The organism is Enterobacter soli, assembly GCF_964208575.1.
GTDB lineage: Bacteria > Pseudomonadota > Gammaproteobacteria > Enterobacterales > Enterobacteriaceae > Enterobacter > Enterobacter soli_A.
The window spans coordinates 99,587-121,943 of sequence record NZ_CAXOFU010000012.1; the positions used below are offsets into that span (position 1 = coordinate 99,587).

Below are 22,357 nucleotides of genomic sequence, written 5' to 3' on the forward strand. Positions count from 1 at the left end.
TTTCCTTTACAGGGACTTCATCTGTTCGCGCATATTTTTCGACAGCGGCACGTCCCCCGTATCATTCAGCGCCCCCGGAAACGTCGCCAGCCAGGCTTTCATCTTTGGCTTGTTGGTATAGGCAACGCTTAACCCCTCCAGGCAGCCCCACAGCTCGCGGGTATGTTGCGGTGTGATGACAATGCAATCCGGCATAACGCGGATCTTCACCGCAATACCCGCGGCAAATCCGGCGCGGGAGAGCCACTCCCCGGACAGCGGCAGATAGTTGCGCTCCATTCGCGTATACAGCTCCCCGCAGGCATTTCCCTCTTCATCCCTCGGGTGAACGCGTCCGAAATGTGTATGCTCCCCATGCAACGAGCGCGCGCTCTTTTTGCGTACCCGCTCGTGAATTTCTGCATCATTTTTAAATCCTGCATTTTCCGTTTGGGCAACAGCCCGCTCTGGCATAGAATTCTTCGCAGCCATATTCAACTCCTTATAAGTTGCTTTGTGGTTAGCGGTATAAAGGTGTTCCACCACCTTTATACCGCGATCTCGTTTACCTGATTTCTTCTCTACTATTCACAGCACACTCCGCTGGGTTTCAATGCGCCTATTATACCGATATGGATAAATGTACAGGGGGGATATTTTAGGGAAGTTTAATAAATGCGAGGCGGCTCGAGGAAAAATGGTAGGTGTGAGTAGTGTTTGCAGATACTGATATTTTGGGATATAAGTTTATAGATGATTTCAAAAGGTTTATTCAAATTTACTATTATCATTTGATCTGTAGATAATTATCGGAATGTGTTTTCAATGTTTTATCAAGAACCGCCAGTATTAGGAGGGCTGGGTGCCCTCCATCAGAAGTATCTACTATTGCACAACTCTGATAATTAATAACTGGAATCACCCTTATGCAATAATTTACAAAATTCTAAACTTCTAAATCATGCGATGAATTTTCATTTACTTCATAAATTAAACTAAAAGAAAATCCTTGTCTGGTACGGATCATACCAGCGTTTTCGTACTCTCTGGCATACCATGATTGATCATAATTTAGATGGTCAAATGTTTCATCAGTAGCAATGAACTTATTATTCAATGCAAATATAGCAGGCTTTCTTGATGTGATGGTATTTATAATATTAAAAATATTGCTGTCAATTTTACTGGCGAATTTAATGTCGGATATACCGCCTTTAGGTGGGTGGCGAATTTTATGATGGAACACCCGTTTCCCCCGGGAATATGATTTTATTTCATCAGTGGATTGTTGAGAAAATTCAAAATGCTGTCCAATAACATAACGGGATAGCTCATTTGCAGCATTATTTGCACCAGCAAGATATAATTGCTTTATGACAGCACCTCTAATGATGGCCTTGGATATATCTTCAGAAGAGATTGAAGAAATAATTTCGTTAAATTCATCCCAGTCAGGATCGCGAAAGTGCATTAATGCATGATCATGATTGTGATACTGAGGAATGAAAATTCCTCCTACTAGCCCAGTTTTGATTGGGCCACTAGGATTATCTGTGAGGTTTTTCTTTTGGGCAATTCCCTTTGTTATTGCTTTATGCAAATCCTTAACTGTGTTTTGTGTTCCTTTACATTCAAGTGCGACAATATTTCCAAAAGCATCCAGACCAATATAATCAGGAGTTTTTCCTTGACCATTTTTAGATTTTTTTAAAATAAGATGAGTCAAGTTCAGTGTTTCTAATAAATAAATTGAATCAACAAAACCCTGGAAGTGGAGGGTGTTGATTAAGGTAAAGGTTGTTGAGCCGACGCCTATTTCGTCACTTAAAATGGTCTTTTGATGGGGATCGATATCGAACCATTCTTTTCGAAGTCGTAAATCACTTGAATTTTTGGAAAAGGCGGGCAGGTATCTTAGCCATGCCCAAAAGTCAGCCAGATGGAAACCTGTGAGTTTAGGGGGGCGAGTCCACAACGCTGTGTGAATTAACATACAATTCACATTTATTTTGTCAATTTTGCTAAGTCGATTGTAATAGCGATGTTTATTTTTAGGGAACGAGTTTTTATCAATAGTAACTCTTATCTTTTTTTGCATAAAACATCCTTTTTCAAAAGTTATAATTTTAAGTGTAATGAGTGAAAGCCGTAGAAAGATAATGTATTACAGTTTTTAATTTTATTCTAGCTACTAATAATTAGTAAAAAATTAGCCTTGGTGATGTTTAAATAAAAGTAGTACTCGCACTTTTCGCTTTAGCTGTGTCCATAGCAGACTTAAGGAAAACTTTTATCCATTCTTATACTATTGTTTGAAGTCCCTTTGGATCAATCCCTATCGATTAAAGCTTTTGTGACATTAAGAATGTACTCGCCTGGCATAAACAAGTACCACGCTGTTACTCGAACATTTACGGCTTTTATGCCTGGTTTGAACTCAACCCCACGTCTTATTCTGCAAAACCACCCTGTATCCGTCGGCGTCAACGAACGTCCTGCCGTTTACGTCCCAGTAAGGGTTGAAGGAGGTGGTTAATTTAAAATCCGCCGCCACCATTCTTTCGCAGGCCTGGCGCCACTCCGTTTCGTCCGGATAATAAAGCACGAGTAAATCCTCTTCCGTGTGCAAAGGCTGAACGGGATGGTACTGGCACAGCGTGAACTCCAGGTGCCAGCCCAGGCCTTCTCTGCCCATCATGATCCCGTTGAAGCCGTCGTGATCGTTGAATTCCGCGATTTTTTGCAGACCCAGGCCCTGGCTGTACATCTGAAACGTTCTGTCGAGACGGGTGACGGGCCTGGCAATACGCATATGGCTAAACATCGGCGGTTCTCCTGAAGAAGGTATTTTTCGTTGAAATCCTGGCTGAGTTTACCTGCGATAAGGTTTTGCATTTGTCCATAAGGGCACTGGCACGCTTCAGCGCGGGCGCGTGAATGTCGAGACGCATCACGGGTTTTGCTATGCTATGCCAAACCAATAAGGAGAGCGCAGATGACACAAGGCGCAGTGAAAACAGCGGGTAAACGCTCGCGGGCGGTGAGCGCCAAGAAAGAGGCGATTTTGAGCGCGGCGCTGGATACCTTTTCCCAGTTTGGCATCCACGGCACGCGTCTGGAGCAGGTCGCGGAGCTGTCCGGGGTGTCCAAAACCAACCTGCTGTACTACTTCCCGTCGAAAGAGGTGCTCTACGTCGCGGTGCTCCAGCAGATCCTCGACGTCTGGCTGGCGCCGCTCAAAGCGTTCCGCGAAGAGTTTACCCCGCTGGTGGCGATCAAAGAGTACATCCGCCTCAAGCTTGAAGTGTCGCGCGACTACCCGCAGGCCTCGCGGCTGTTCTGCCTTGAGATGTTGCAGGGCGCGCCGCTGCTGAAGGCCGAGCTGACCGGGGATTTAAAACAGCTGATTGACGAGAAATCGGCGATCATCGCCGGGTGGATCGCCAGCGGCAAGCTGGCGCCGGTAGAGCCGCACCACCTGATCTTCATGATTTGGGCCTCAACCCAGCACTACGCTGACTTTTCGGCCCAGGTCGAAGCGGTGACCGGGAAGACGCTTCAGGACGAAACGTTTTTCCAGAGCACGCTGGAAAACGTCCAGCGGATGATTATCGAAGGGATCCGCGTGCGCTAGTCCCCTCACCCTAACCCTCTCCCCGTAGGGGAGAGGGGACTGTTCAGTGCGAGCATTATTTTGTGGGATCCCTTAGCCTTAAGGGTAAAGGGGACTGTGCTGTCTTTTCTCCCTCGCCCCTATGGGGAGAGGGCAGGGGTGAGGGGACTGTTCAGCGCGAACATTATTTTGTGGTTATCCCTCAGCTCCAAGGGCAGAGGGGACTGTGCTGTCTTTACTCCCTCTCCCCTATGGGGAGAGGGCAGGGGTGAGGGGACAGCTTAAGTCGCCTTCTTCGCACTGCATCAGCGAGGCCAGAAACGCCTCGCGCTCAACGGTTTTCTCCGTCATGCACTGGCTGACGATCATCGGCTGCACGCTGCCGCCTTCCGTACCGGATCCGATAAACGCGCAGTCGGCATCGCGCAAGGCAATCCACGCCAGCTGGGCCTTTTTCAGCAGCGCCTGCTGGGGCGCGGCGGCGCGCTTGAAGGCGGCCTGGTAGGTCTGGTTAAGCTTTTTATCTTCTGCCTGATACTGCTTTGCGGTGCAGGTGTTCAGCTCAAGCTGGGTGCTGGCGCTGGCGCACTCGTCCGCCAGCGCGCCGGTGCTAAGTAGCAGAGCGGCACTTGCCAAAAGATAGCGTTTCATCATTCTCTCCCTATAAAAAAAGCCGGATGCGCTGTGCATATCCGGCTTCTGATTTGTAGCCCCGGTAAGCGTAGCGTCACCGGGGAAAGTGTACACGATTAACCGATTGTCATCAGGCTGGCGTTGCCCCCCGCCGCCGCGGTGTTGACGCTCAGCGAACGCTCCACGTACAGGCGCTCCAGCAGCAGGTTGGTTTCGCCGCGGGCGAAGCCCTGCACCGAGACAATCGCGCCGCTGCGGGACGCGACCTGCTCGCACAGCTCGCGAAGCTGGTCGGAATCCCCGTGGTAGATCACCGCATCAAACGGCTGGGCCAGCAGGGCGTCGGCTTTGGCAAAGTGAATGCGCGAAGAGACCTCCTTCGGCAGCTGCTTCGCCAGGTCGCGGTGCAGGCCGTCTTCCGGCCACAGCACCTCACAGCCCGTTGCGGCCGCGGCGGCCAGTTGCACCAGCGCATCCTGCTCGTTATCCGCCACGCACAGCACGCGCTCGCGCGGCATCAGCGTCCAGGTGTTGCGCTCGCCGGTTGGCCCCGGCAGCAGACGCTGGGTGCCCGCCTGCGCCAGCTCGCCGTACTGCTTCGCCACGTCGCGAAGTTCCGGGCGTTTTTCGGCCCAGCGAATCAGCGCCTCCAGCGGCTGGGTCAGCACGCTCTTCAGCTGCGCGTCTACCGCATACTCGCTGTCCTGACGCGCCAGGGTAACGCCCAGCGCGTTTTCCGGACGGTTTGCCAGCAGGCGGTACAGATAGAGCGGGCCACCCGCTTTCGGCCCCGTGCCGGACAGGCCTTCGCCGCCGAACGGCTGCACCCCGACCACCGCGCCGACCATGTTGCGGTTCACGTACAGGTTGCCCACTTTGGCGCTGCCCGTCACCTGAGCGATGGTTTCGTCGATGCGGGTATGCACGCCGAGGGTCAGACCGTAGCCGGAGGCGTTAATCTGCTCGATCAGCTGATCCAGGTTGTTGCGGTTGTAGCGCACCACGTGGAGCACCGGGCCGAAGACCTCTTTTTTCAGCTCGTCGAAGCTTGCCAGCTCGATAAGCGTTGGCGGCACGAACGTCCCGGTCTGCCATTCGCGGGCGTCTTCACCGTTTTCACGCACCGCCTGGAACACCGGACGGCCCTTGGCGCGCATCGCCTGTATGTGGTTTTCGATATTGGCTTTGGCTTCTTCGTCGATAACCGGCCCGATATCGGTGGTCAGACGGCCAGGGTTACCCATGCGGCATTCGGCCATCGCGCCGCGCAGCATTTTCAGCGTGTGGTCGGCAACGTCATCCTGCACGCACAGTACGCGCAGGGCGGAGCAGCGCTGTCCGGCGCTGTCGAACGCCGAGGCCAGCACGTCCACCACCACCTGCTCGGTGAGAGCAGAGGAGTCGACGATCATGGCGTTCATCCCGCCGGTTTCCGCCACCAGCGGCGTCGGGCGACCCTGCGCGTCCAGGCGCGTGGCGATGTTGCGCTGCAGCAGCGTGGCCACTTCGGTGGAGCCGGTGAACATCACGCCGCGCACGCGGGTGTCGGACGTGAGCGTCGCGCCCACCGTTTCACCCCGGCCCGGCAGCAGCTGCACCACGCCCGGCGGCACGCCTGCTTCCAGCAGGATGTTGATCCCCTGAGCGGCAATCAGCGGCGTTTGCTCGGCAGGTTTCGCCAGCACGCTGTTGCCCGCCGCCAGCGCGGCGGCGATTTGTCCGGTGAAGATCGCCAGCGGGAAGTTCCACGGGCTGATACAGACCACCGGGCCAAGCGGGCGATGGGTTTCGTTATCGAAATCGTCGCGCACCTGTCCGGCGTAGTAGTGCAGGAAATCCACCGCCTCGCGCACTTCGGCGATGGCGTTGCTGAAGGTTTTACCCGCCTCGCGCACCAGAATGCCGATAAGCTGCTGCATCTGATCTTCCATCAGCACCGCCGCGCGTTCGAGAATGGCGGCACGCTCCTGCGGCGGGGTGGCAAACCAGATCGGCGCATTGTTTACCGCGCTGTCGATGGCCTGAGACACTTCCTCTTCCGTGGCTTCGCGCACGTAGCCGACGATATCTTTCGGCTCGGCCGGGTTAACCACCGGCTGCATTTCGCCGTCAGCCACCGGCATCTCGAGGATCGGCTTCGCCTGCCACTTCTGCAATGCGCTGTTGAGCAGGGCGGAGGAGAGCGACGCCAGACGGTGTTCGTTCGCCAGATCCAGACCCGCCGAGTTGACGCGGCCTTTGCCGTACAGCTCGCGCGGCAGGGCAATCTTCGGATGCGGCAGGCCGATCTGGCCTTCCTGCGCCGCCATTTTCTCCACCGCCTGCACAGGGTCGGCCACCAGCTCGTCCAGCGGCAGGGTGGTGTCGGCAATGCGGTTTACGAAGGAGGTGTTCGCGCCGTTTTCCAGCAGACGACGCACCAGGTACGCCAGCAGCGTTTCGTGGGTGCCGACCGGGGCGTAAATACGGCACGGACGGTTCAGCTTGCCGTCCGCCACTTTCCCGGTGACCTGCTCGTACAGCGGCTCGCCCATGCCGTGCAGGCACTGGAACTCGTACTGGCCCGGGTAGTAGTTCTGCCCGGCCAGGCTGTAAATTGCCGCCAGGGTGTGGGCGTTGTGGGTCGCAAACTGCGGGTAGATCAGGTTCGGCACGCCGAGCAGCTTTTTCGCGCAGGCGAGGTAGGAGACGTCGGTGTACACCTTGCGGGTATAGACCGGATAGCCTTCCAGGCCGTCCATCTGCGCGCGTTTGATTTCGCTGTCCCAGTAGGCGCCCTTCACGAGGCGGATCATCAGTCGACGGCGGCTGCGGGAGGCGAGGTCAATCAGGTAGTCGATCACGAACGGGCAGCGTTTCTGGTAGGCCTGGATCACGAAGCCGATCCCGTTCCAGCCCGCCAGCTCCGGCTCGAAGCACAGTTTTTCCAGCAGATCGAGGGAGATCTCCAGGCGGTCGGCCTCTTCGGCGTCAATGTTGATGCCGATATCGTACTGGCGCGCCAGCAGGGTGAGGGACTTCAGGCGCGGATAGAGCTCGTCCATCACGCGGTCGTACTGGGCGCGGCTGTAGCGCGGGTGCAGGGCGGAGAGCTTGATCGAGATGCCCGGGCCTTCATAAATGCCGCGGCCGTTAGAGGCTTTGCCGATGGCGTGGATCGCCTGCTGGTACGAGACCATGTACGCCTGCGCGTCGGCGGCGGTCAGGGCCGCCTCGCCGAGCATATCGTATGAGTAGCGGAAGCCTTTATCTTCCAGCTTGCGGGCGTTCGCCAGTGCTTCGGCGATGGTTTCCCCGGTCACGAACTGCTCGCCCATCAGGCGCATCGCCATGTCCACGCCCTTGCGGATCAGCGGCTCGCCGCTCTTGCCGATAATGCGGTTCAGGGAGCGGGAGAGGTTGGCTTCGTTGTGGGTGGAGACCAGCTTGCCGGTAAACAGCAGGCCCCAGGTCGCGGCGTTAACGAACAGCGACGGGCTGCGGCCAATGTGCGACTGCCAGTTGCCGTTGCTGATCTTGTCGCGGATTAGCGCGTCGCGGGTGGCTTTGTCAGGAATACGCAGCAGCGCTTCCGCCAGGCACATCAGCGCCACGCCTTCCTGAGAGGAGAGGGAGAACTCCTGCAGCAGGCCCTGCACCATCCCGGCGCGTCCGGTGGCGGTTTTCTGGTTGCGCAGCTTGTCGGCAAGCTGATACGCCAGGCTGTGGGCCTGGGCGGCAACGGCTTCCGGCAGGCGGGCCTGCTCCAGCAGCATCGGCACGGCGTCGGTTTCGGCGCGGCGGTACGCCCCGGTAATGGCGGCGCGGCTCACGGACTGCGGCAGGATCTGCTCGGCAAAGTCGAGGAACGGCTGGTGGTTCTCTTCTGCGGCCGCGGCGGCTTCTTCGCTTTCATTGGCGGCCCCCGCCAGCAGGGCAGGCAGCTCCGGCAGACCGTCTTCGCTTTCGAGTCTTTCCAGATAATTAAAAATGGCCTGCTTAATTAACCAGTGCGGTGTGCGGTCAATGCGGGTTGCTGCGGTTTTGATGCGTTCGCGCGTGGCGTCATCCAGCTTAACCCCCATGGTGGTCATGCCCATGCCAAAACTCCTGTTTATTTATTGTCGGCTTATATTGATAGCGTGAAATATCCACCATGTTGCAACTTTGTGCAACCGTGTTAAATGTGACACGGTTTGCAAGCTGGAAAATGAATGGATTGTTAACGCCTGGTTAGCTGGAAAAAATTGCTGGCTTATGTTTGTAAAGCCTGTTTTTATGCGGTGCTTAACACTTTTTAAAGGTGCAACCCGTAAAAGCGTGAGCGAGTGCAACCTATACGAAAGACGTATAAAACCAGGGATGAATTTGATGTAAATGCAGTGTTAAATCGTTTGTGTGCGGAGTCTGCTTACGGCAGGATACGCGCGGCCAACAGAAATACACATCTCATCACCCCGTTCCGGTGATGTAATAAAAGGCAGCCGGGAAGGTTGTCGATCAATATTTATTGGAGTCTTTAAATGGCAATTAGCACACCGATGCTGGTGACATTTCTCGTTTATATCTTTGGCATGATCCTGATAGGGTTTCTTGCATGGCGATCAACAAAGAACTTTGACGACTACATCCTCGGGGGGCGTAGTTTAGGCCCGATGGTAACGGCCCTTTCGGCGGGCGCGTCGGACATGAGCGGCTGGCTGCTGATGGGGCTACCGGGCGCGATTTTCATCTCCGGTATCTCCGAAAGCTGGATCGCCATCGGCCTGACCGTGGGCGCGTGGATCAACTGGAAGCTGGTGGCGGGGCGCCTGCGCGTTCACACCGAAGCGAACAACAATGCGCTGACGTTGCCGGACTACTTCACCGGGCGCTTTGAGGATAACAGCCGCATCCTGCGCATTATCTCCGCGCTGGTGATCCTCGTGTTCTTCACCATCTACTGCGCGTCCGGCATCGTGGCCGGGGCGCGTCTGTTCGAAAGCACCTTTGGCATGAGCTACGAAACGGCGCTGTGGGCCGGTGCTGCCGCCACTATCCTGTATACCTTCGTGGGCGGGTTCCTGGCGGTGAGCTGGACGGACACCGTGCAGGCGAGCCTGATGATTTTCGCCCTGATCCTGACGCCGGTGATCGTGATTTTCACCGTCGGCGGCTTCGGCGATTCGCTGGAAGTGATCAAGCAAAAGAGCATCGAAAACGTCGATATGCTGAAAGGGCTGAACTTCGTTGCCATCGTTTCCCTGATGGGCTGGGGCCTGGGCTACTTCGGCCAGCCGCACATTCTGGCGCGCTTTATGGCGGCGGATTCTCACCACACCATCGTTCACGCGCGTCGTATCAGCATGACCTGGATGATCCTCTGCCTGGCGGGGGCGTGCGCGGTGGGCTTCTTCGGTATCGCCTACTTCAGCAATAACCCGGCGCAGGCCGGCGCGGTAAACCAGAACGCCGAGCGCGTGTTCATCGAGCTGGCGCAAATTCTGTTTAACCCGTGGATTGTCGGTATTCTGCTCTCCGCGATCCTGGCGGCGGTGATGTCCACCCTGAGCTGCCAGCTGCTGGTGTGCTCCAGTGCGATCACCGAAGACCTGTACAAGGCCTTCCTGCGCAAAGGCGCGAGCCAGAAAGAGCTGGTGTGGGTAGGGCGCTTTATGGTGCTGCTGGTGGCGCTGGTGTCCATCGCGCTGGCCTCTAACCCGGAAAACCGCGTGCTGGGCCTGGTAAGCTACGCCTGGGCGGGCTTCGGCGCCGCGTTTGGTCCGGTCGTGCTGTTCTCCGTGATGTGGTCTCGCATGACCCGCAACGGCGCGCTGGCGGGGATGATCATCGGTGCGGTGACGGTTATCGTCTGGAAACAGTTCGCGTGGCTGGGTCTGTACGAAATCATCCCGGGCTTCATCTTCGGCAGCATCGGGATTGTGGTGTTCAGCCTGCTGGGCAAAGCGCCGTCTGCGGCGATGCAGAAACGCTTTGCGGAAGCGGACGCGCACTACCACTCCGCGCCGCCGTCTAAGCTGCAGCCGGAATAAGTTTTCTCTCTGGTCTGTAAGCCGGGTAAGCGGTAACGCCACCCGGCTTTTTCTTGCAAATTTTCTGGAATTACGCTGATATCGCTGCGCTTATAACAACGAGGATAGCGAACAATGATGATGAAGACAGGGTTAATGGCGGCAGCATTACTGATGCTGGCTGGCTGCACTGCGCCCTCGCAGCGCGCGGCGGTCGAAACCTGCAGCGCCGATAGCCAGATGCAGCAAACCACGCTCTATTTCGGGCTTAACCGTCCGGCCGGGGCGCAAATCACCGCTAACGAGTGGCAGCAGTTTGTTGACCAGGACGTGACGCCGCGCTTTCGCGATGGCTTAACGGTGTTTGACGCGCGCGGGCAGTGGCTGGGGAATGACGGAAAAGTCGCCCGCGAGCCGAGCAAGGCGCTGATGCTGATTCACGGGAAAGATGCCGCCAGCGAGAAGAATATCGAAGCGCTGCGCGGGATCTATAAATCACGCTTCGCCCAGGAGTCGGTGATGCGCGTTGACCAGCCGGTGTGCGTGCAGTTTTGATTGACTGGCTGGGGTGCGGGCTGATGCCCTCACCCTAGCCCTCTCCCACGGGGAGAGGGAACCGATCGAGCGTGAATGTAATGCAGCGATTCAGTTGCCAGCACAGAAGAAAAGCTAAAAGCGACACCCTGTTCCGGCTGAAAATCGCCGAAGCGTTTACGGAAGGCCGGGGCGACGCGCATGGATGCGCGTCGAGGGCGGCTTTACAGGGACGTTTCATCCGCCCGCCCCCGATTAGCCTGGAGCAAACGCTGAGGACATCGCGAAGCGACGATTTTCTTGCCGGGAGCCCGGGTTGTCAGGGCGGCGGCGACTGAGCCGCCCTGACACGTTCACAAGTGCAGTGATATCAGAGAAGCAGAAAACGTAAGGTGAACGGAACGACCTCTACAGCTGTATGTTCCCCTCACCCTAACCCGATATTATGCTTGAAGCGCCGCCGGGTATCTGTTTACAGCACCAGCCCCGCAAAGCTCGCCGACAGCAGGCTCACCAGGGTTGCGCCGTACACCAGACGCAAGCCAAAGCGCGACACCACGTTCCCCTGCTGCTCGTTCAGCCCTTTAATCGCCCCGGCGACAATCCCGATAGACGCAAAGTTAGCGAACGACACCAGGAACACGGACAGAATGCCCAGCCCGCGCGGGGTCATCTGATGGGCAATTTTCTGCAGCTCGATCATCGCCACAAACTCGTTGGCGACCAGCTTGGTGGCCATAATGCTGCCCGCATTTAAGGCGTCGCTCAGCGGAATACCAATCAGCCACGCCAGCGGATAAAACACGTAGCCGAGGATCTGCTGGAAGCTGATGCCAAATACGCTGGAGAAGAGGGCGTTCACCGCGCTAATAAGAGCGATAAAGCCAATCAGCATCGCCAGAATAATCATCGCCACCTTGAAACCGGCCAGAATATATTCCCCGAGCATCTCAAAGAAGCTCTGGGATTCGTGCAGTTTTTCCAGTTTGATATCCGGCTCCGCTTCCGGACGCGCCGGGTTGATGACGGTGAGAATAATAAAGGTGCTGAACATGTTCAGAATCAGCGCCGCGACGACAAATTTGGCGTCCAGCATGGTCATATACGCGCCGACAATCGACAGCGACACGGTGGACATTGCGGTTGCGGCCATGGTGAACAGGCGGCGGGAGGAGAGATCCCCCAGAATCCCCTTGTAGGCAATAAAGTTTTCCGACTGACCGAGGATCAGCGAACTTACCGCGTTAAAGGATTCCAGCTTGCCCATGCCGTTAAGCTTCGACAGGATTGTCCCGATCAGGCGAATAAAGATCGGCAGAATTCGCCAGTGCTGGAGAATACCGATCAGCGCCGAGATAAAAATAATCGGGCAGAGCACGCCGAGGAAAATAAAGGCCAGCCCTTTTTCACCCATTCCCCCAAAGACGAAATTCGTCCCTTCGGCGGCGAATTTAAGCAGCGACTCAAAGAAACCTGAAACGTATTTAATAATGAACAGGCCGCTTTCGGCGTGCAGGAAAAAGAACGCCAGCGCAATCTCAATGACAATCAGCTGTAAAACATAGCGAATACGAATTTTTCGGCGGTCAAAACTCACCAGCCAGGCAAGGGCAAGAATAATCACCAGCGCCAGCAGGAAATGGACAATGTTATACATAGTTTATTTTCGGTTGGTTTTTGAGGCGCATATTTAGCCACAGCCGTGATTAACCGTAAATGGGCATTTACGTTATAAGTTATAAACATACAAGTAACGTCTGAAACTATTAACCCGCGACGGGTTTACATCTCGTCATTAAAACTCAACACATTTCGCTTGTCTTTCTCTTCGCCGTAATGATAATCACTATCACAAGAATTTACCTTTCTTTGCAACAGTTGACCGCGACTAACATTTAAGGTGTCGGCATGTTTGTTCCATTTCTCATTATGTTACGTGAAGGACTCGAAGCGGCCCTGATCGTGAGTCTGATTGCCAGCTACCTGAAGCGCACCCAGCGCGGACGCTGGATTGGCGTGATGTGGGTCGGGGTTTTCCTCGCCGCCGCGCTCTGTCTGGGCCTGGGCATTCTCATCAACGAAACCACCGGGGAATTCCCGCAAAAAGAGCAGGAGCTGTTCGAAGGCATCGTGGCGGTGATTGCGGTGGTCATCCTCACCTGGATGGTGTTCTGGATGCGCAAAGTGTCCCGCAACGTCAAGGTGCAGCTGGAGCAGGCGGTGGATAACGCTCTGCAAAAGGGCAATCACCACGGCTGGGCGCTGATTATGATGGTCTTTTTCGCCGTGGCGCGCGAAGGGCTGGAGTCGGTGTTCTTTCTGCTGGCGGCCTTCCAGCAGGACGTGGGCATCTGGCCGCCGCTCGGGGCGATGCTCGGGCTGGCGACCGCGGTGGTGCTTGGTTTCCTGCTCTACTGGGGCGGCATTCGCCTGAATCTGGGCGTGTTCTTCAAGTGGACGAGCCTGTTTATTCTGCTGGTGGCGGCCGGGCTGGCGGCGGGGGCGATCCGCGCCTTCCACGAAGCCGGCCTGTGGAACCACTTCCAGGACGTGGCCTTCGATCTCAGCAACGTGCTTTCCACACACTCCCTGACCGGCACCCTGCTCGAAGGCATCTTCGGCTATCAGGAAGCGCCGAGCGTCAGCGAAGTGGCGATGTACTTTATCTATCTGGTTCCGGCGCTGGCGCTGTTCGCCATGCCGCCGCGTGCCAGCGCACAAACGTCGCGTATTGCGCCGTAAAATTTACTTTGAAAGGGAAGAGTCATGGCAATTCAGTTTCGTCGTAATGCGTTGCGCGCAGGCATTGCCGCGCTGATCGCTTCTGCATTTTCCGTGCAGGCCGCCGAGGTTCCGCAGGTGAAAGTCACCGTGAACGATAAGCAGTGCGAGCCGATGACCATTACGGTCAACAGCGGTAAAACCCAGTTTATTATTCAGAACCACAGCCAGAAGGCGCTGGAGTGGGAGATCCTCAAAGGGGTGATGGTGGTTGAGGAGCGCGAAAACATCGCCCCGGGCTTTAGCCAGAAGATGACCGCCAACCTCCAGCCGGGCGAATACGACATGACCTGCGGCCTGCTGACCAACCCGAAAGGCAAGCTGATTGTGAAGGGTGAAGCGACCGCCGACGCCGCGAAGGGCACCGCGCTGCTGAGCCTGGGCGACGCGATTACCGCCTATAAAGCCTACGTCACCAAAGAAACGGCGGACCTGGTGACCGGCACCAAAGCCTTTACCGACGCGGTGAAAGCGGGGGATATCGAAAAAGCGAAATCCCTCTACGCGCCGACCCGTCAGCACTACGAGCGCATCGAGCCGATTGCCGAGCTGTTCTCCGACCTCGACGGCAGCATCGACGCCCGTGAAGATGACTACGAGCAAAAGGCCGCCGATCCGAAATTCACCGGCTTCCACCGTCTGGAAAAAGCCCTGTTTGGCGATGGCTCCACCAAAGGCATGGAGAAGTACGCCGGGCAGCTGAACGCCGACGTGCTGGAGCTGCAAAAGCGCATCAGCGAGCTGGCCTTCCCGCCGTCAAAAGTGGTGGGCGGCGCGGCTGGCCTGATTGAAGAAGTGGCGGCGAGCAAAATCAGCGGCGAAGAAGATCGCTACAGCCATACCGACCTGTGGGACTTCCAGGCGAACGTCGACGGCGCGCAGAAAATTGTCGATCTGCTGCGTCCTCAGCTGCAGAAAGATAACGCCGCGCTGCTGGCGAAGGTGGATGCCAACTTCAAAAAAGTGGACACCATTCTGGCAAAATACCGCACCAAAGACGGCTTTGAAACCTACGACAAGCTGACCGATGCCGACCGTAACGCGCTGAAAGGCCCGATTACCACGCTGGCGGAAGATCTCTCCCAGCTGCGCGGCGTTCTGGGGCTGGACTAAGCACGATGAGCAAGCAAGATGAATTCGACGTGGCTGAACCTTCACGACGTCGTTTGCTGAAAGGGGTAGGGGCGCTGGGCGGCGCGCTTGCCCTGGCCGGCGGTTGCCCGGTGGCGCACGCGGCGAAGCCGCAGAGCGCTCCCGGCACTTTGTCGCCGAACGCGCGGATGGAAACCCAGCCGTTCTACGGCGAGCATCAGGCGGGCATTCTGACCCCGCAGCAGGCGTCGATGATGCTGGTGGCGTTCGACTCGCTGGCGAGCGACAAGGCGGATCTGGAGCGCCTGTTCCGCCTGCTCACCGCGCGCATCGCGTTTCTGACCGCGGGCGGCCTGGCTCCGGCCACGCCAAACCCGCGCCTGCCGCCGATGGACTCCGGTATTCTTGGGCCGTTTATCGCCCCGGATAATCTGACCATCACCGTGTCGGTGGGCAGCGCGCTGTTCGACGAGCGCTACGGTCTGGCGAAGCAAAAGCCGATATCGCTGCAAAAGATGACGCGCTTCCCGAATGATTCCCTGGATGCCGCCCTGTGCCACGGCGACGTGCTGCTGCAGATATGCGCCAACACGCAGGACACGGTGATCCACGCCCTGCGCGATATCATCAAGCACACGCCGGATCTGCTGAGCGTGCGCTGGAAGCGGGAGGGGTTTATCTCTGACCACGCCGCGCGCAGCAAGGGCAAAGAAACGCCGGTCAACCTGCTGGGCTTTAAGGATGGCACTGCTAACCCGGACAGCAGCGATGCGGCGCTGATGAAAAACGTGGTCTGGGTCACCGCCGATCAGGGGGAACCCGCGTGGGCGGTGGGCGGCAGCTATCAGGCGGTGCGGATCATTCAGTTCCACGTGGAATTCTGGGATCGCACGCCGCTCAAGGAGCAGCAGACGATCTTCGGTCGCGACAAGCAGAGCGGGGCGCCGCTCGGCATGAAGCACGAGCACGACGTGCCGGACTACCAGAGCGATCCCGACGGCAACGTGATTGCGCTCGACAGCCATATTCGGCTGGCGAACCCGCGCACCAAAGAGACGCAGTCCAGCCTGATGATGCGCCGCGGCTATAGCTACTCTCTCGGCGTAACCAACGCCGGGCAGCTGGACATGGGGCTGCTGTTTGTTTGCTATCAGCACGACCTGGAAAAGGGCTTCCTGACCGTGCAGAAGCGGCTCAACGGCGAAGCGCTGGAGGAGTACGTGAAGCCCGTCGGCGGCGGCTATTTCTTTGCCCTGCCGGGCGTGCGTGAGCCCAATGCGTATCTCGCCCAGGGGCTGATCGAAGCCTGATAATCGTCCCTGCGATAGTTCGCGGGGACATTATTTTTTTGTATGCCTATCTTCTTGTTATAATTCTGTAATATTCCTGTATGAGACTGATTTCAGCTGCAGGAGTTGTCTCAAAGTTGCGTTAAAGTAAAATAAATGTTGCATTTGTGATAACTCCTGATGTACTTAAGATAAGACAGCGGTAGTTCCCGGCAGTGATGCTGTATCACTATGGAGATCGCGAATGGTTGCGTCCTGTACTGGACAAGGTAAACATAACAACCGCAGCACCCGGCGCGGAGGCTCAGACTCCGGCAGCGATTTCTTCACCACTAAATTTACCCCCTCGACTCAATCTCCTCCTTCTACCGGTGTGCAAAATGGTACGCGTAGCCGTTCTGTATCGCCATCCGGAAAAGCAAGCAATGGCTTACAAGGAAGCCAAACCTCAGATGTTCGTGCGCATAATCGTGCCGAAGCAGGCACGTGTGATGAATACCAACAACTCAAGGTGCTATCCATGGGAAGACAAAAAGCAGTGATCAAAGCTCGTCGCGAAGCAAAACGTGTGCTGAGACGGGATTCACGTAGCCATAAACAGCGTGAAGAAGAATCGGTCACCTCGCTTGTGCAGATGAGTGGCGTAGAAGCAATTGGCATGGCGCGGGACAGCCGTGATGCATCTCCAATTGTGGCGCGCAATGAGGCTCAGGCGCACTACCTGAATGCTATCGAGAGTAAGCAGCTCATCTTTGCAACCGGTGAAGCCGGATGCGGGAAAACCTGGATCAGCGCCGCCAAAGCGGCGGAAGCGCTGATACATAAGGATGTGGAGCGGATTATTGTCACCCGTCCGGTACTGCAGGCTGACGAAGATCTCGGGTTCTTACCCGGCGATATTTCAGAGAAGTTTGCCCCGTACTTCAGGCCCGTCTACGACGTGCTGGTAAAACGTCTGGGTGCATCCTTTATGCAGTACTGCCTGCGACCAGAGATTGGCAAGGTGGAAATCGCGCCGTTCGCCTACATGCGCGGACGTACATTTGAAAATGCGGTCGTCATTCTTGACGAGGCTCAGAACGTGACCGCTGCGCAAATGAAGATGTTTTTAACGCGCCTCGGGGAGAACGTGACGGTGATTGTCAACGGCGACATCACCCAGTGCGACCTGCCGTCCGGCGTCAAATCCGGACTGAGCGACGCCATGGCACGTTTTGAAGAAGACGAGATGATTGGGGTGGTACGCTTCACCAAAGACGACTGCGTGCGCTCGGCGCTGTGTCAGAGGACGCTGCAGGCGTATTATTGAAAGTGTTGTTGCGCGCAAGGCCCGGGAAACCGGGCTTTGTTTTTTGTGCGGGCATGATGTCGGGTGGCGCTGCGCTTACCCGACCTACAAAAGCCATATTGAATCCCCTGGTGGCGATCCAAAAGAAAAAAGCCCGTACTTTCGTACGAGCTCTTTCTCAAATATGGCGGTGAGGGGGGGATTCGAACCCCCGATACGTTGCCGTATACACACTTTCCAGGCGTGCTCCTTCAGCCACTCGGACACCTCACCATATTGTATTGCTGCCTGACCGCTTGGGGGCAACGGGGCGCTACTATAGGGAGTTGCGCTAAAACGGTCAAGCAGATTTTCCGCTTTAGTGCTTGTTCGGTTAAGCAATAATCAGCTCCACGGTTTTTACACCGTGGAGCAGGTGATTAACGCTGAGAATCGAGCACTTCGCTGTTTTTCACCACATCCTGCGCTTTGCTGTAGCTTTCGATCAGCAGCTGATAAGCCGGGAAGATGTGGGTATAAACCTCAGCCCACGCCGCGGCATCTTCACGATTCCAGGTGCGCTGAATTTCAGAGGCCACCGCCGCGGTATCCATCGGGACAACGCCAGCCTGAACCACGCGCGCCAGTGTGATCTCTTGCGCCATTTTGCTGTAGGTGCCCGAGGCGTCAATTACCGCAAATACCTTATAGCCGTCAGCCACCGCGCTGATAGACGGGAACGCCATGCAAACGCTGGTGATGGTGCCCGCGATAATCAGCGTTTTACGCCCGGTGGCTTTGACCGCAGCCACGAACTCCGGGTTATCCCAGGCGTTGATTTCACCTTTGCGCGCCACGTATTGTGCATGTGGCGCGTTAGCGTGGATCTCCGGGATCAGCGGGCCGTTTGGCCCTTGCGGTACGGACGCCGTGGTGATCACCGGCATGTTTGCCAGAGTCGCGATTTTGGCCAGCGCCGCAGCGCGGGCGCGCAGTTCTGGCATCGGCATATCGCCCACGGTCTGGAACAAACCGCTCTGATGATCGATAAGCAGCATCACCGCATCGTTTGCATCAATGACCGGACGTGCTCCGTTAAAATTTGCAGGTGTGGACATCGTGTTTCCTTTATTAGCATCAGATCTGGCCGAAGCGGCCTGAGTTGAAATCGCTTATCGCCTGTGCGATTTCGGTTTTACTGTTCATCACAAACGGGCCGTAGCCAACGATGGGCTCATTCAGCGGCTCGCCGGCCATCAGCAGCACTTTGGTATCGCGGCTGGCTTCAAGATGGACTTTTCCACCTTCCTGGCTCAGGACCACCAGCTGCGCTTCACCCGCCTGCGCCGTGCCGTTTACCGTCACGTTGCCTTCGGACACCACCAGCGCGGTGCTCCAGCCTTCGGGCAGTTCGAGCGTAAGATGGCTCCCCTGGCGCAGCGCGATGTCCCAGACGTTCAGCGGCGAGAAGGTATGCGCAGGCCCGCTAACGTCACCGTATTGCCCGGCGATCACGCGCAGTTCGCCGCTGTTATCCGGCAGCGTTACGACCGGGATCGCCTCTTTGGTGATGCTCTGGTAGCCCGGGGCGGCCATTTTGTCTTTCGCAGGCAGGTTGACCCAAAGCTGCATCATTTTGAGTTCGCCGCCTTTTTGCGAGAATCCGCTGGAGTGGAACTCTTCGTGCAAAATACCCGCTCCCGCGGTCATCCACTGCACGTCGCCCGGGCCAATCACGCCCCCTTTACCGGTTGAGTCGCGGTGCTCCACTTCGCCGGAATAGACGATAGTGACCGTTTCAAAACCGCGGTGCGGGTGCTCGCCCACGCCGCGCTTCGCCCCATCCGCCGGGAAGGTATACGGGCCCGCGTAGTCCAGCAGCAGGAACGGACTCAGCGGCTCCCCGTGGGTCTGATACGAAAACATTGAGCGAACCGGGAAGCCGTCGCCGACCCAGTGCTGGCGCGGAGCGGTATAAACGCCTGTTACATTTTTCATTGCTTTCTCCTGATGTTCTGTTGATGTGTATTAGCTTATATTCAGGTTTAATATCCCGGTAGACGGTGAAAATGACACTCACTGTTCCATAAACAGAACGATGGGGTTTTATGCAGGATCTCAATGACTTTGCCTGGTTTGTGAAAGTGGTCGACTACGGTGGCTTTGCCGCAGCAGGCAGGGCGCTCGATCAGCCGAAATCTAAGCTAAGCCGCCGGATAGCGCAGCTTGAGGAGCGGCTGGGGGTCAGGCTGATACAGCGCACGACGCGACAGTTCACGGTGACCGAGGTGGGGCAGACTTTTTACCAGCACTGCAAGGCCATGCTGGTGGAAGCTGAAGCGGCGCAGGAGGCGGTTGCCGCTCTGCAGGCCGAGCCGCGTGGGATCGTCAGGATTACCTGTCCGGTTACGCTGCTGCACGTGCACGTCGGCCCGATGCTGGCGCGCTTTATGGCGCGCTACCCGGGCATCAACCTCCAGCTTGAAGCGACCAACCGACGCGTCGATGTGGTGGGCGAGGGCGTTGATATCGCGATCCGCGTGCGTCCCCGCCCGTTTGACGACAGCGATTTGGTGCTTCGGGTGCTTGCCGATCGCGGGCATTGTCTGGTGACCGGGCCGCAGCTTCTTGAGCGTCTGGGAACCCCTGTGAAACCCTCCGAGCTGAGCCAGTGGCCCGGACTGAGCACCGGCGCAGGAAAGCAGGTGCATAAATGGGAGCTGACCGGTCCGCAGGGGGCTAAAGCGGAGATCCACTACTCACCGCGGTTTATCACCACCGATATGCTGGCACTGCGGGAAGCCGCAGTCGCAGGCGTTGGCGTTGTTCAGCTTCCTATACTGATGGTCAAAGACCAGCTTGCATCCGGAGCTTTAGTCAGGGTGCTGAATGACTGGGAACCGCGCCGGGAAGTGATTCACGCGGTTTATCCGTCGAGAAGAGGGCTACTGCCATCTGTCAGAACGCTGGTGGATTTTTTGACGGAGGAGTATGCGCGGATGGTGGAGGAGTGATGGGGGATTACGGGTAGGGCTAGCGGAAAATATCATGGTATTTAGAGGCAAGGTGGAACTGCGAGGGGGCGGTAGCATCCTGCGGCTTCTCATCACGGTGACGTTATAGGCGGTGCAGATGCGTGCCGTCTGGGTAAGAGGTGCGGATGCAGCGCACGCCCGATGATGTCGGTTTCAGGGCTCGCTCAGTATGGTAGCTGTTGTTACCTTCCTGTTTCTACTCTAACCGGCTTTTATAGTAGCCTTTTAATATAAATTAACTCGTTTCTATAGAAAACTCATCTTACTTTCCCTGTGCTTATGAGTTTTATCTTATCATATATAAACAAGCAAGCATCATCTTCATGGATAAATTCAGTTAACCCAGTACGACAACCTCTTTCAGAATAATATACCATCCATTTTTCATTGTAATAATCCAGACAAAGTTTCTCATTAGGCAATCCACCATCTAAAGAGTACAATGATTTAGATATTTTTTCTGACTCTAATTTTTTAGATAATTCGATTTTGTTCATTTATTTAAAGCTTTACAAGCTTTCCGTTATTAATAAGGTTAATAACTGAATCAGGTAATTCATATTGTATGCCACCACCTTAGTAACCGAACCAGGGAGCAGTCTCACCAGAAGTAACTGTTATTGGTTCAATGACTTCATAAACATTATATGGTTTTCCATCTGTACCAAGTTTCAATGATCTTGCTCTATATGGGACACCTTGTGGTGATGTAAAAGTCCCATATTCACTGCCATACCGATCAATTCTTGTTCCAGGTAGTAATGTAAATTGAGATGGATCACCTCAAAGGCCTCTATTTGGTGGCCATTCATTGAAATTTTTAAAGTTAGAGGACTCTCCGTCATTTCTGCTGGCATTTATATTGCCTAATATTTTCTGCTTATTAAATAGATCTTTGCATAATCCCAACGGATCTATATATTTCAGTGGATTAGGTACGTATGCGTAAAGGTTTAATCCACCTCTTAGCCCTATCGGATCCGCACACAAATACTGACCCGAGTCCGCATCATAGTACCTGAAACGGTTGTAGTACAGTCCCGATTCTGCATCTTCGTACTGCCCCGGAAAACGCAGGCGGCAGGCGGGTGCTCCTTCTTTATTCCGGCTCAGCTCCTGTCCCCACAGCTGCTGCTCGCCGTGCCACGCAACCGTGCCGTCCTCGCACATCAGCTCCTGAATGCGCCCGACCGTGTCCGTCACCGCATAGTGCAGCTGCCCGTTTTCATACCGCGCCAGCGGCGTGAAGCTGCCCGGCTCGTACACCCAGCGAATGGCGTTTTCATCCACAGGAACGCCGTCAGCACCGACCGGGATTTCTCGGTGAGCTGGTCGCCGTTCCAGTGGAAGTCGGTGCCGGGTTTATCCCGGTTCGTGCAGCGCTTGCTGATGCGCCTGCCGAACGGGTCGTAACGGTACTCCCAGCGCTCACCGTCGGGAGTGTCCAGTCCGGTGAGCTGGCTTTTTGCATCCTACCGGTAGCGCCACAGGAGCGGGCGGTAGCCGCCTTTGTCGAGGCGCTTTTCCACCAGACGCCCGTTGACGTCGTACTTCCAGGTGGTCCGTTCATCCCGCACGACCCGGACAAACTGGCCCGCCTCGGGCAGCCCGCTGCCGAGGTTGATGCGGGAGGTGGTGTGCCGCCACGCCTTGTGGTCGCGGGAGGTGACGCGCCATGCTCATCGTGGGTTGTTTTGCCTTGGCAGTCCGGGAATTTGAACAAAAACCGAGAAGACCTTCTATATTCTCGGTTTTTATTTTTTAGATGCAGTATAAATGAATTTGGTCATCATCCACATAACAAACGTAGTCAAATTCATTATTAATTGCAGGCGAAATTAAGTAACTTCTTATATCATTTATAGCTCTTGATTTATTTAAAAAAGAAATTAATTTATCCCTTTTGGAAATAAATACGCGACCTTTAAATATTTTTTTATTTCCTTTTCTTATAATGAGGTTATGAGCAATATAGTAATCATTAAGGGAAAGTTTATTATACAGCTCATCTAGGCTGTTAAATGAGTGCTTAATTTTTCCTGTTTCGATAACATGTAACATTTTAAAATAAACAGACTCTTCTTTCTCGCTTGAAGGAAGTCTCTGTTTTTCTAAGAAGTTAAGAGAATATTCATTTTTCATAA

Annotated in this window: 18 protein-coding genes, 1 tRNA gene and 2 pseudogenes; 8 read left to right on the top strand and 13 right to left on the bottom strand. The window is 55.5% G+C overall.

All coding sequences use genetic code 11. The features are described from left to right. Positions 1–6 precede the first annotated feature (6 nt). From AB6V08_RS14020 to AB6V08_RS14030, 3 genes are all read right to left on the bottom strand, one after another. Positions 7–471: a SymE family type I addiction module toxin gene (locus AB6V08_RS14020; RefSeq protein WP_368543461.1), complete on the bottom strand. Its 465-nt coding sequence runs from the start codon at positions 469–471 to the stop codon at positions 7–9. A 454-nt stretch (positions 472–925) separates the two neighbouring features. After that, positions 926–2,077 carry a hypothetical protein gene (locus tag AB6V08_RS14025; RefSeq protein ID WP_368543462.1) on the bottom strand — a complete coding sequence of 384 codons (1,152 nt, stop codon included), beginning with the start codon at positions 2,075–2,077 and terminating at the stop codon, positions 926–928. 339 nt (positions 2,078–2,416) lie between these two features. After that, positions 2,417–2,803 carry a VOC family protein gene (locus AB6V08_RS14030; RefSeq protein WP_368543463.1) on the bottom strand — a complete coding sequence of 129 codons (387 nt, stop codon included), beginning with the start codon at positions 2,801–2,803 and terminating at the stop codon, positions 2,417–2,419. 171 nt (positions 2,804–2,974) lie between these two features. On the opposite strand from AB6V08_RS14030, the gene rutR reads away from it, so the two are divergent. Then, positions 2,975–3,613: an HTH-type transcriptional regulator RutR gene (gene rutR, locus AB6V08_RS14035; RefSeq protein WP_368543464.1), complete on the top strand. Its 639-nt coding sequence runs from the start codon at positions 2,975–2,977 to the stop codon at positions 3,611–3,613. Positions 3,614–3,841: 228 nt separating this feature from the next. Here the strand turns inward: rutR and AB6V08_RS14040 are convergent, their stop codons facing one another. Then, complete coding sequence (locus AB6V08_RS14040; RefSeq protein WP_368543465.1) at positions 3,842–4,243, bottom strand: lysozyme inhibitor LprI family protein; 402 nt, start codon at positions 4,241–4,243, stop codon at positions 3,842–3,844. 98 nt (positions 4,244–4,341) lie between these two features. Beyond that, positions 4,342–8,304 carry a trifunctional transcriptional regulator/proline dehydrogenase/L-glutamate gamma-semialdehyde dehydrogenase gene (gene putA, locus AB6V08_RS14045; RefSeq protein ID WP_368543466.1) on the bottom strand — a complete coding sequence of 1,321 codons (3,963 nt, stop codon included), beginning with the start codon at positions 8,302–8,304 and terminating at the stop codon, positions 4,342–4,344. Between the two features lie 423 nt (positions 8,305–8,727). On the opposite strand from putA, the gene putP reads away from it, so the two are divergent. After that, positions 8,728–10,236 carry a sodium/proline symporter PutP gene (gene putP, locus AB6V08_RS14050; RefSeq protein WP_368543467.1) on the top strand — a complete coding sequence of 503 codons (1,509 nt, stop codon included), beginning with the start codon at positions 8,728–8,730 and terminating at the stop codon, positions 10,234–10,236. A 114-nt stretch (positions 10,237–10,350) separates the two neighbouring features. Beyond that, positions 10,351–10,770 carry a DUF3574 domain-containing protein gene (locus AB6V08_RS14055; protein WP_368543468.1) on the top strand — a complete coding sequence of 140 codons (420 nt, stop codon included), beginning with the start codon at positions 10,351–10,353 and terminating at the stop codon, positions 10,768–10,770. Positions 10,771–11,221: 451 nt separating this feature from the next. Here the strand turns inward: AB6V08_RS14055 and AB6V08_RS14060 are convergent, their stop codons facing one another. Continuing rightward, entirely contained in the window at positions 11,222–12,406 is a 1,185-nt protein-coding gene (locus AB6V08_RS14060) for a NupC/NupG family nucleoside CNT transporter (protein ID WP_368543470.1), read from the bottom strand. Positions 12,407–12,657: 251 nt separating this feature from the next. Between AB6V08_RS14060 and efeU the strand changes: the two genes are divergently transcribed. From efeU to phoH, 4 genes are all read left to right on the top strand, one after another. Continuing rightward, the gene (efeU, locus tag AB6V08_RS14065) at positions 12,658–13,491 is read left to right on the top strand and encodes an iron uptake transporter permease EfeU (protein ID WP_368543471.1); all 834 of its coding nucleotides are present in this window, start codon (positions 12,658–12,660) and stop codon (positions 13,489–13,491) included. Positions 13,492–13,515: 24 nt separating this feature from the next. Further along, positions 13,516–14,643, top strand: a complete 1,128-nt coding sequence (gene efeO / locus AB6V08_RS14070) for an iron uptake system protein EfeO (protein ID WP_368543472.1) — start codon at positions 13,516–13,518, stop codon at positions 14,641–14,643. Positions 14,644–14,648: 5 nt separating this feature from the next. Next, positions 14,649–15,932: an iron uptake transporter deferrochelatase/peroxidase subunit gene (gene efeB, locus AB6V08_RS14075; protein ID WP_368543473.1), complete on the top strand. Its 1,284-nt coding sequence runs from the start codon at positions 14,649–14,651 to the stop codon at positions 15,930–15,932. Between the two features lie 499 nt (positions 15,933–16,431). Beyond that, positions 16,432–17,220, top strand: a complete 789-nt coding sequence (gene phoH, locus AB6V08_RS14080; protein ID WP_368543474.1) for a phosphate starvation-inducible protein PhoH — start codon at positions 16,432–16,434, stop codon at positions 17,218–17,220. A gap of 164 nt (positions 17,221–17,384) precedes the next feature. Here the strand turns inward: phoH and AB6V08_RS14085 are convergent. The 3 genes from AB6V08_RS14085 to AB6V08_RS14095 form a co-directional block, all read right to left on the bottom strand. Beyond that, positions 17,385–17,472, bottom strand: a tRNA-Ser gene (locus AB6V08_RS14085). Between the two features lie 146 nt (positions 17,473–17,618). Then, complete coding sequence (locus AB6V08_RS14090) at positions 17,619–18,296, bottom strand: isochorismatase family protein (protein ID WP_368543475.1); 678 nt, start codon at positions 18,294–18,296, stop codon at positions 17,619–17,621. Between the two features lie 19 nt (positions 18,297–18,315). Further along, entirely contained in the window at positions 18,316–19,176 is an 861-nt protein-coding gene (locus AB6V08_RS14095) for a pirin family protein (protein ID WP_368543476.1), read from the bottom strand. A 110-nt stretch (positions 19,177–19,286) separates the two neighbouring features. Here AB6V08_RS14095 and AB6V08_RS14100 point away from each other — a divergent pair, with 110 nt between their 5' ends. After that, positions 19,287–20,192 (top strand): LysR family transcriptional regulator, encoded by a 906-nt coding sequence (locus tag AB6V08_RS14100; protein WP_368543477.1) that lies wholly within the window; start codon positions 19,287–19,289, stop codon positions 20,190–20,192. 278 nt (positions 20,193–20,470) lie between these two features. On the opposite strand, the gene AB6V08_RS14105 is transcribed toward AB6V08_RS14100, so the two are convergent. The 4 genes and pseudogenes from AB6V08_RS14105 to AB6V08_RS14125 form a co-directional block, all read right to left on the bottom strand. Next, positions 20,471–20,710: a hypothetical protein gene (locus AB6V08_RS14105; protein WP_368543478.1), complete on the bottom strand. Its 240-nt coding sequence runs from the start codon at positions 20,708–20,710 to the stop codon at positions 20,471–20,473. A 79-nt stretch (positions 20,711–20,789) separates the two neighbouring features. Beyond that, positions 20,790–20,966 (bottom strand): annotated as a pseudogene (locus AB6V08_RS14110) (TNT domain-containing protein); the annotation flags it as partial. 147 nt (positions 20,967–21,113) lie between these two features. Beyond that, a pseudogene (locus AB6V08_RS23240) lies at positions 21,114–21,365 on the bottom strand (RHS repeat-associated core domain-containing protein); the annotation flags it as partial. A gap of 609 nt (positions 21,366–21,974) precedes the next feature. Continuing rightward, complete coding sequence (locus AB6V08_RS14125; protein ID WP_368543480.1) at positions 21,975–22,355, bottom strand: hypothetical protein; 381 nt, start codon at positions 22,353–22,355, stop codon at positions 21,975–21,977. Positions 22,356–22,357 lie beyond the last annotated feature (2 nt).

What these genes read in the sequence shown, in the direction of transcription:
- AB6V08_RS14020 (WP_368543461.1), bottom strand. Translation starts at nt 471, where the DNA reads ATGGCTGCGAAGAATTCTATGCCAGAGCGGGCTGTTGCCCAAACGGAA.
- AB6V08_RS14025 (WP_368543462.1), bottom strand. Translation starts at nt 2,077, where the DNA reads ATGCAAAAAAAGATAAGAGTTACTATTGATAAAAACTCGTTCCCTAAA.
- AB6V08_RS14030 (WP_368543463.1), bottom strand. Translation starts at nt 2,803, where the DNA reads ATGTTTAGCCATATGCGTATTGCCAGGCCCGTCACCCGTCTCGACAGA.
- rutR (WP_368543464.1), top strand. Translation starts at nt 2,975, where the DNA reads ATGACACAAGGCGCAGTGAAAACAGCGGGTAAACGCTCGCGGGCGGTG.
- AB6V08_RS14040 (WP_368543465.1), bottom strand. Translation starts at nt 4,243, where the DNA reads ATGAAACGCTATCTTTTGGCAAGTGCCGCTCTGCTACTTAGCACCGGC.
- putA (WP_368543466.1), bottom strand. Translation starts at nt 8,304, where the DNA reads ATGGGCATGACCACCATGGGGGTTAAGCTGGATGACGCCACGCGCGAA.
- putP (WP_368543467.1), top strand. Translation starts at nt 8,728, where the DNA reads ATGGCAATTAGCACACCGATGCTGGTGACATTTCTCGTTTATATCTTT.
- AB6V08_RS14055 (WP_368543468.1), top strand. Translation starts at nt 10,351, where the DNA reads ATGATGATGAAGACAGGGTTAATGGCGGCAGCATTACTGATGCTGGCT.
- AB6V08_RS14060 (WP_368543470.1), bottom strand. Translation starts at nt 12,406, where the DNA reads ATGTATAACATTGTCCATTTCCTGCTGGCGCTGGTGATTATTCTTGCC.
- efeU (WP_368543471.1), top strand. Translation starts at nt 12,658, where the DNA reads ATGTTTGTTCCATTTCTCATTATGTTACGTGAAGGACTCGAAGCGGCC.
- efeO (WP_368543472.1), top strand. Translation starts at nt 13,516, where the DNA reads ATGGCAATTCAGTTTCGTCGTAATGCGTTGCGCGCAGGCATTGCCGCG.
- efeB (WP_368543473.1), top strand. Translation starts at nt 14,649, where the DNA reads ATGAGCAAGCAAGATGAATTCGACGTGGCTGAACCTTCACGACGTCGT.
- phoH (WP_368543474.1), top strand. Translation starts at nt 16,432, where the DNA reads ATGGGAAGACAAAAAGCAGTGATCAAAGCTCGTCGCGAAGCAAAACGT.
- AB6V08_RS14090 (WP_368543475.1), bottom strand. Translation starts at nt 18,296, where the DNA reads ATGTCCACACCTGCAAATTTTAACGGAGCACGTCCGGTCATTGATGCA.
- AB6V08_RS14095 (WP_368543476.1), bottom strand. Translation starts at nt 19,176, where the DNA reads ATGAAAAATGTAACAGGCGTTTATACCGCTCCGCGCCAGCACTGGGTC.
- AB6V08_RS14100 (WP_368543477.1), top strand. Translation starts at nt 19,287, where the DNA reads ATGCAGGATCTCAATGACTTTGCCTGGTTTGTGAAAGTGGTCGACTAC.
- AB6V08_RS14105 (WP_368543478.1), bottom strand. Translation starts at nt 20,710, where the DNA reads ATGAACAAAATCGAATTATCTAAAAAATTAGAGTCAGAAAAAATATCT.
- AB6V08_RS14125 (WP_368543480.1), bottom strand. Translation starts at nt 22,355, where the DNA reads ATGAAAAATGAATATTCTCTTAACTTCTTAGAAAAACAGAGACTTCCT.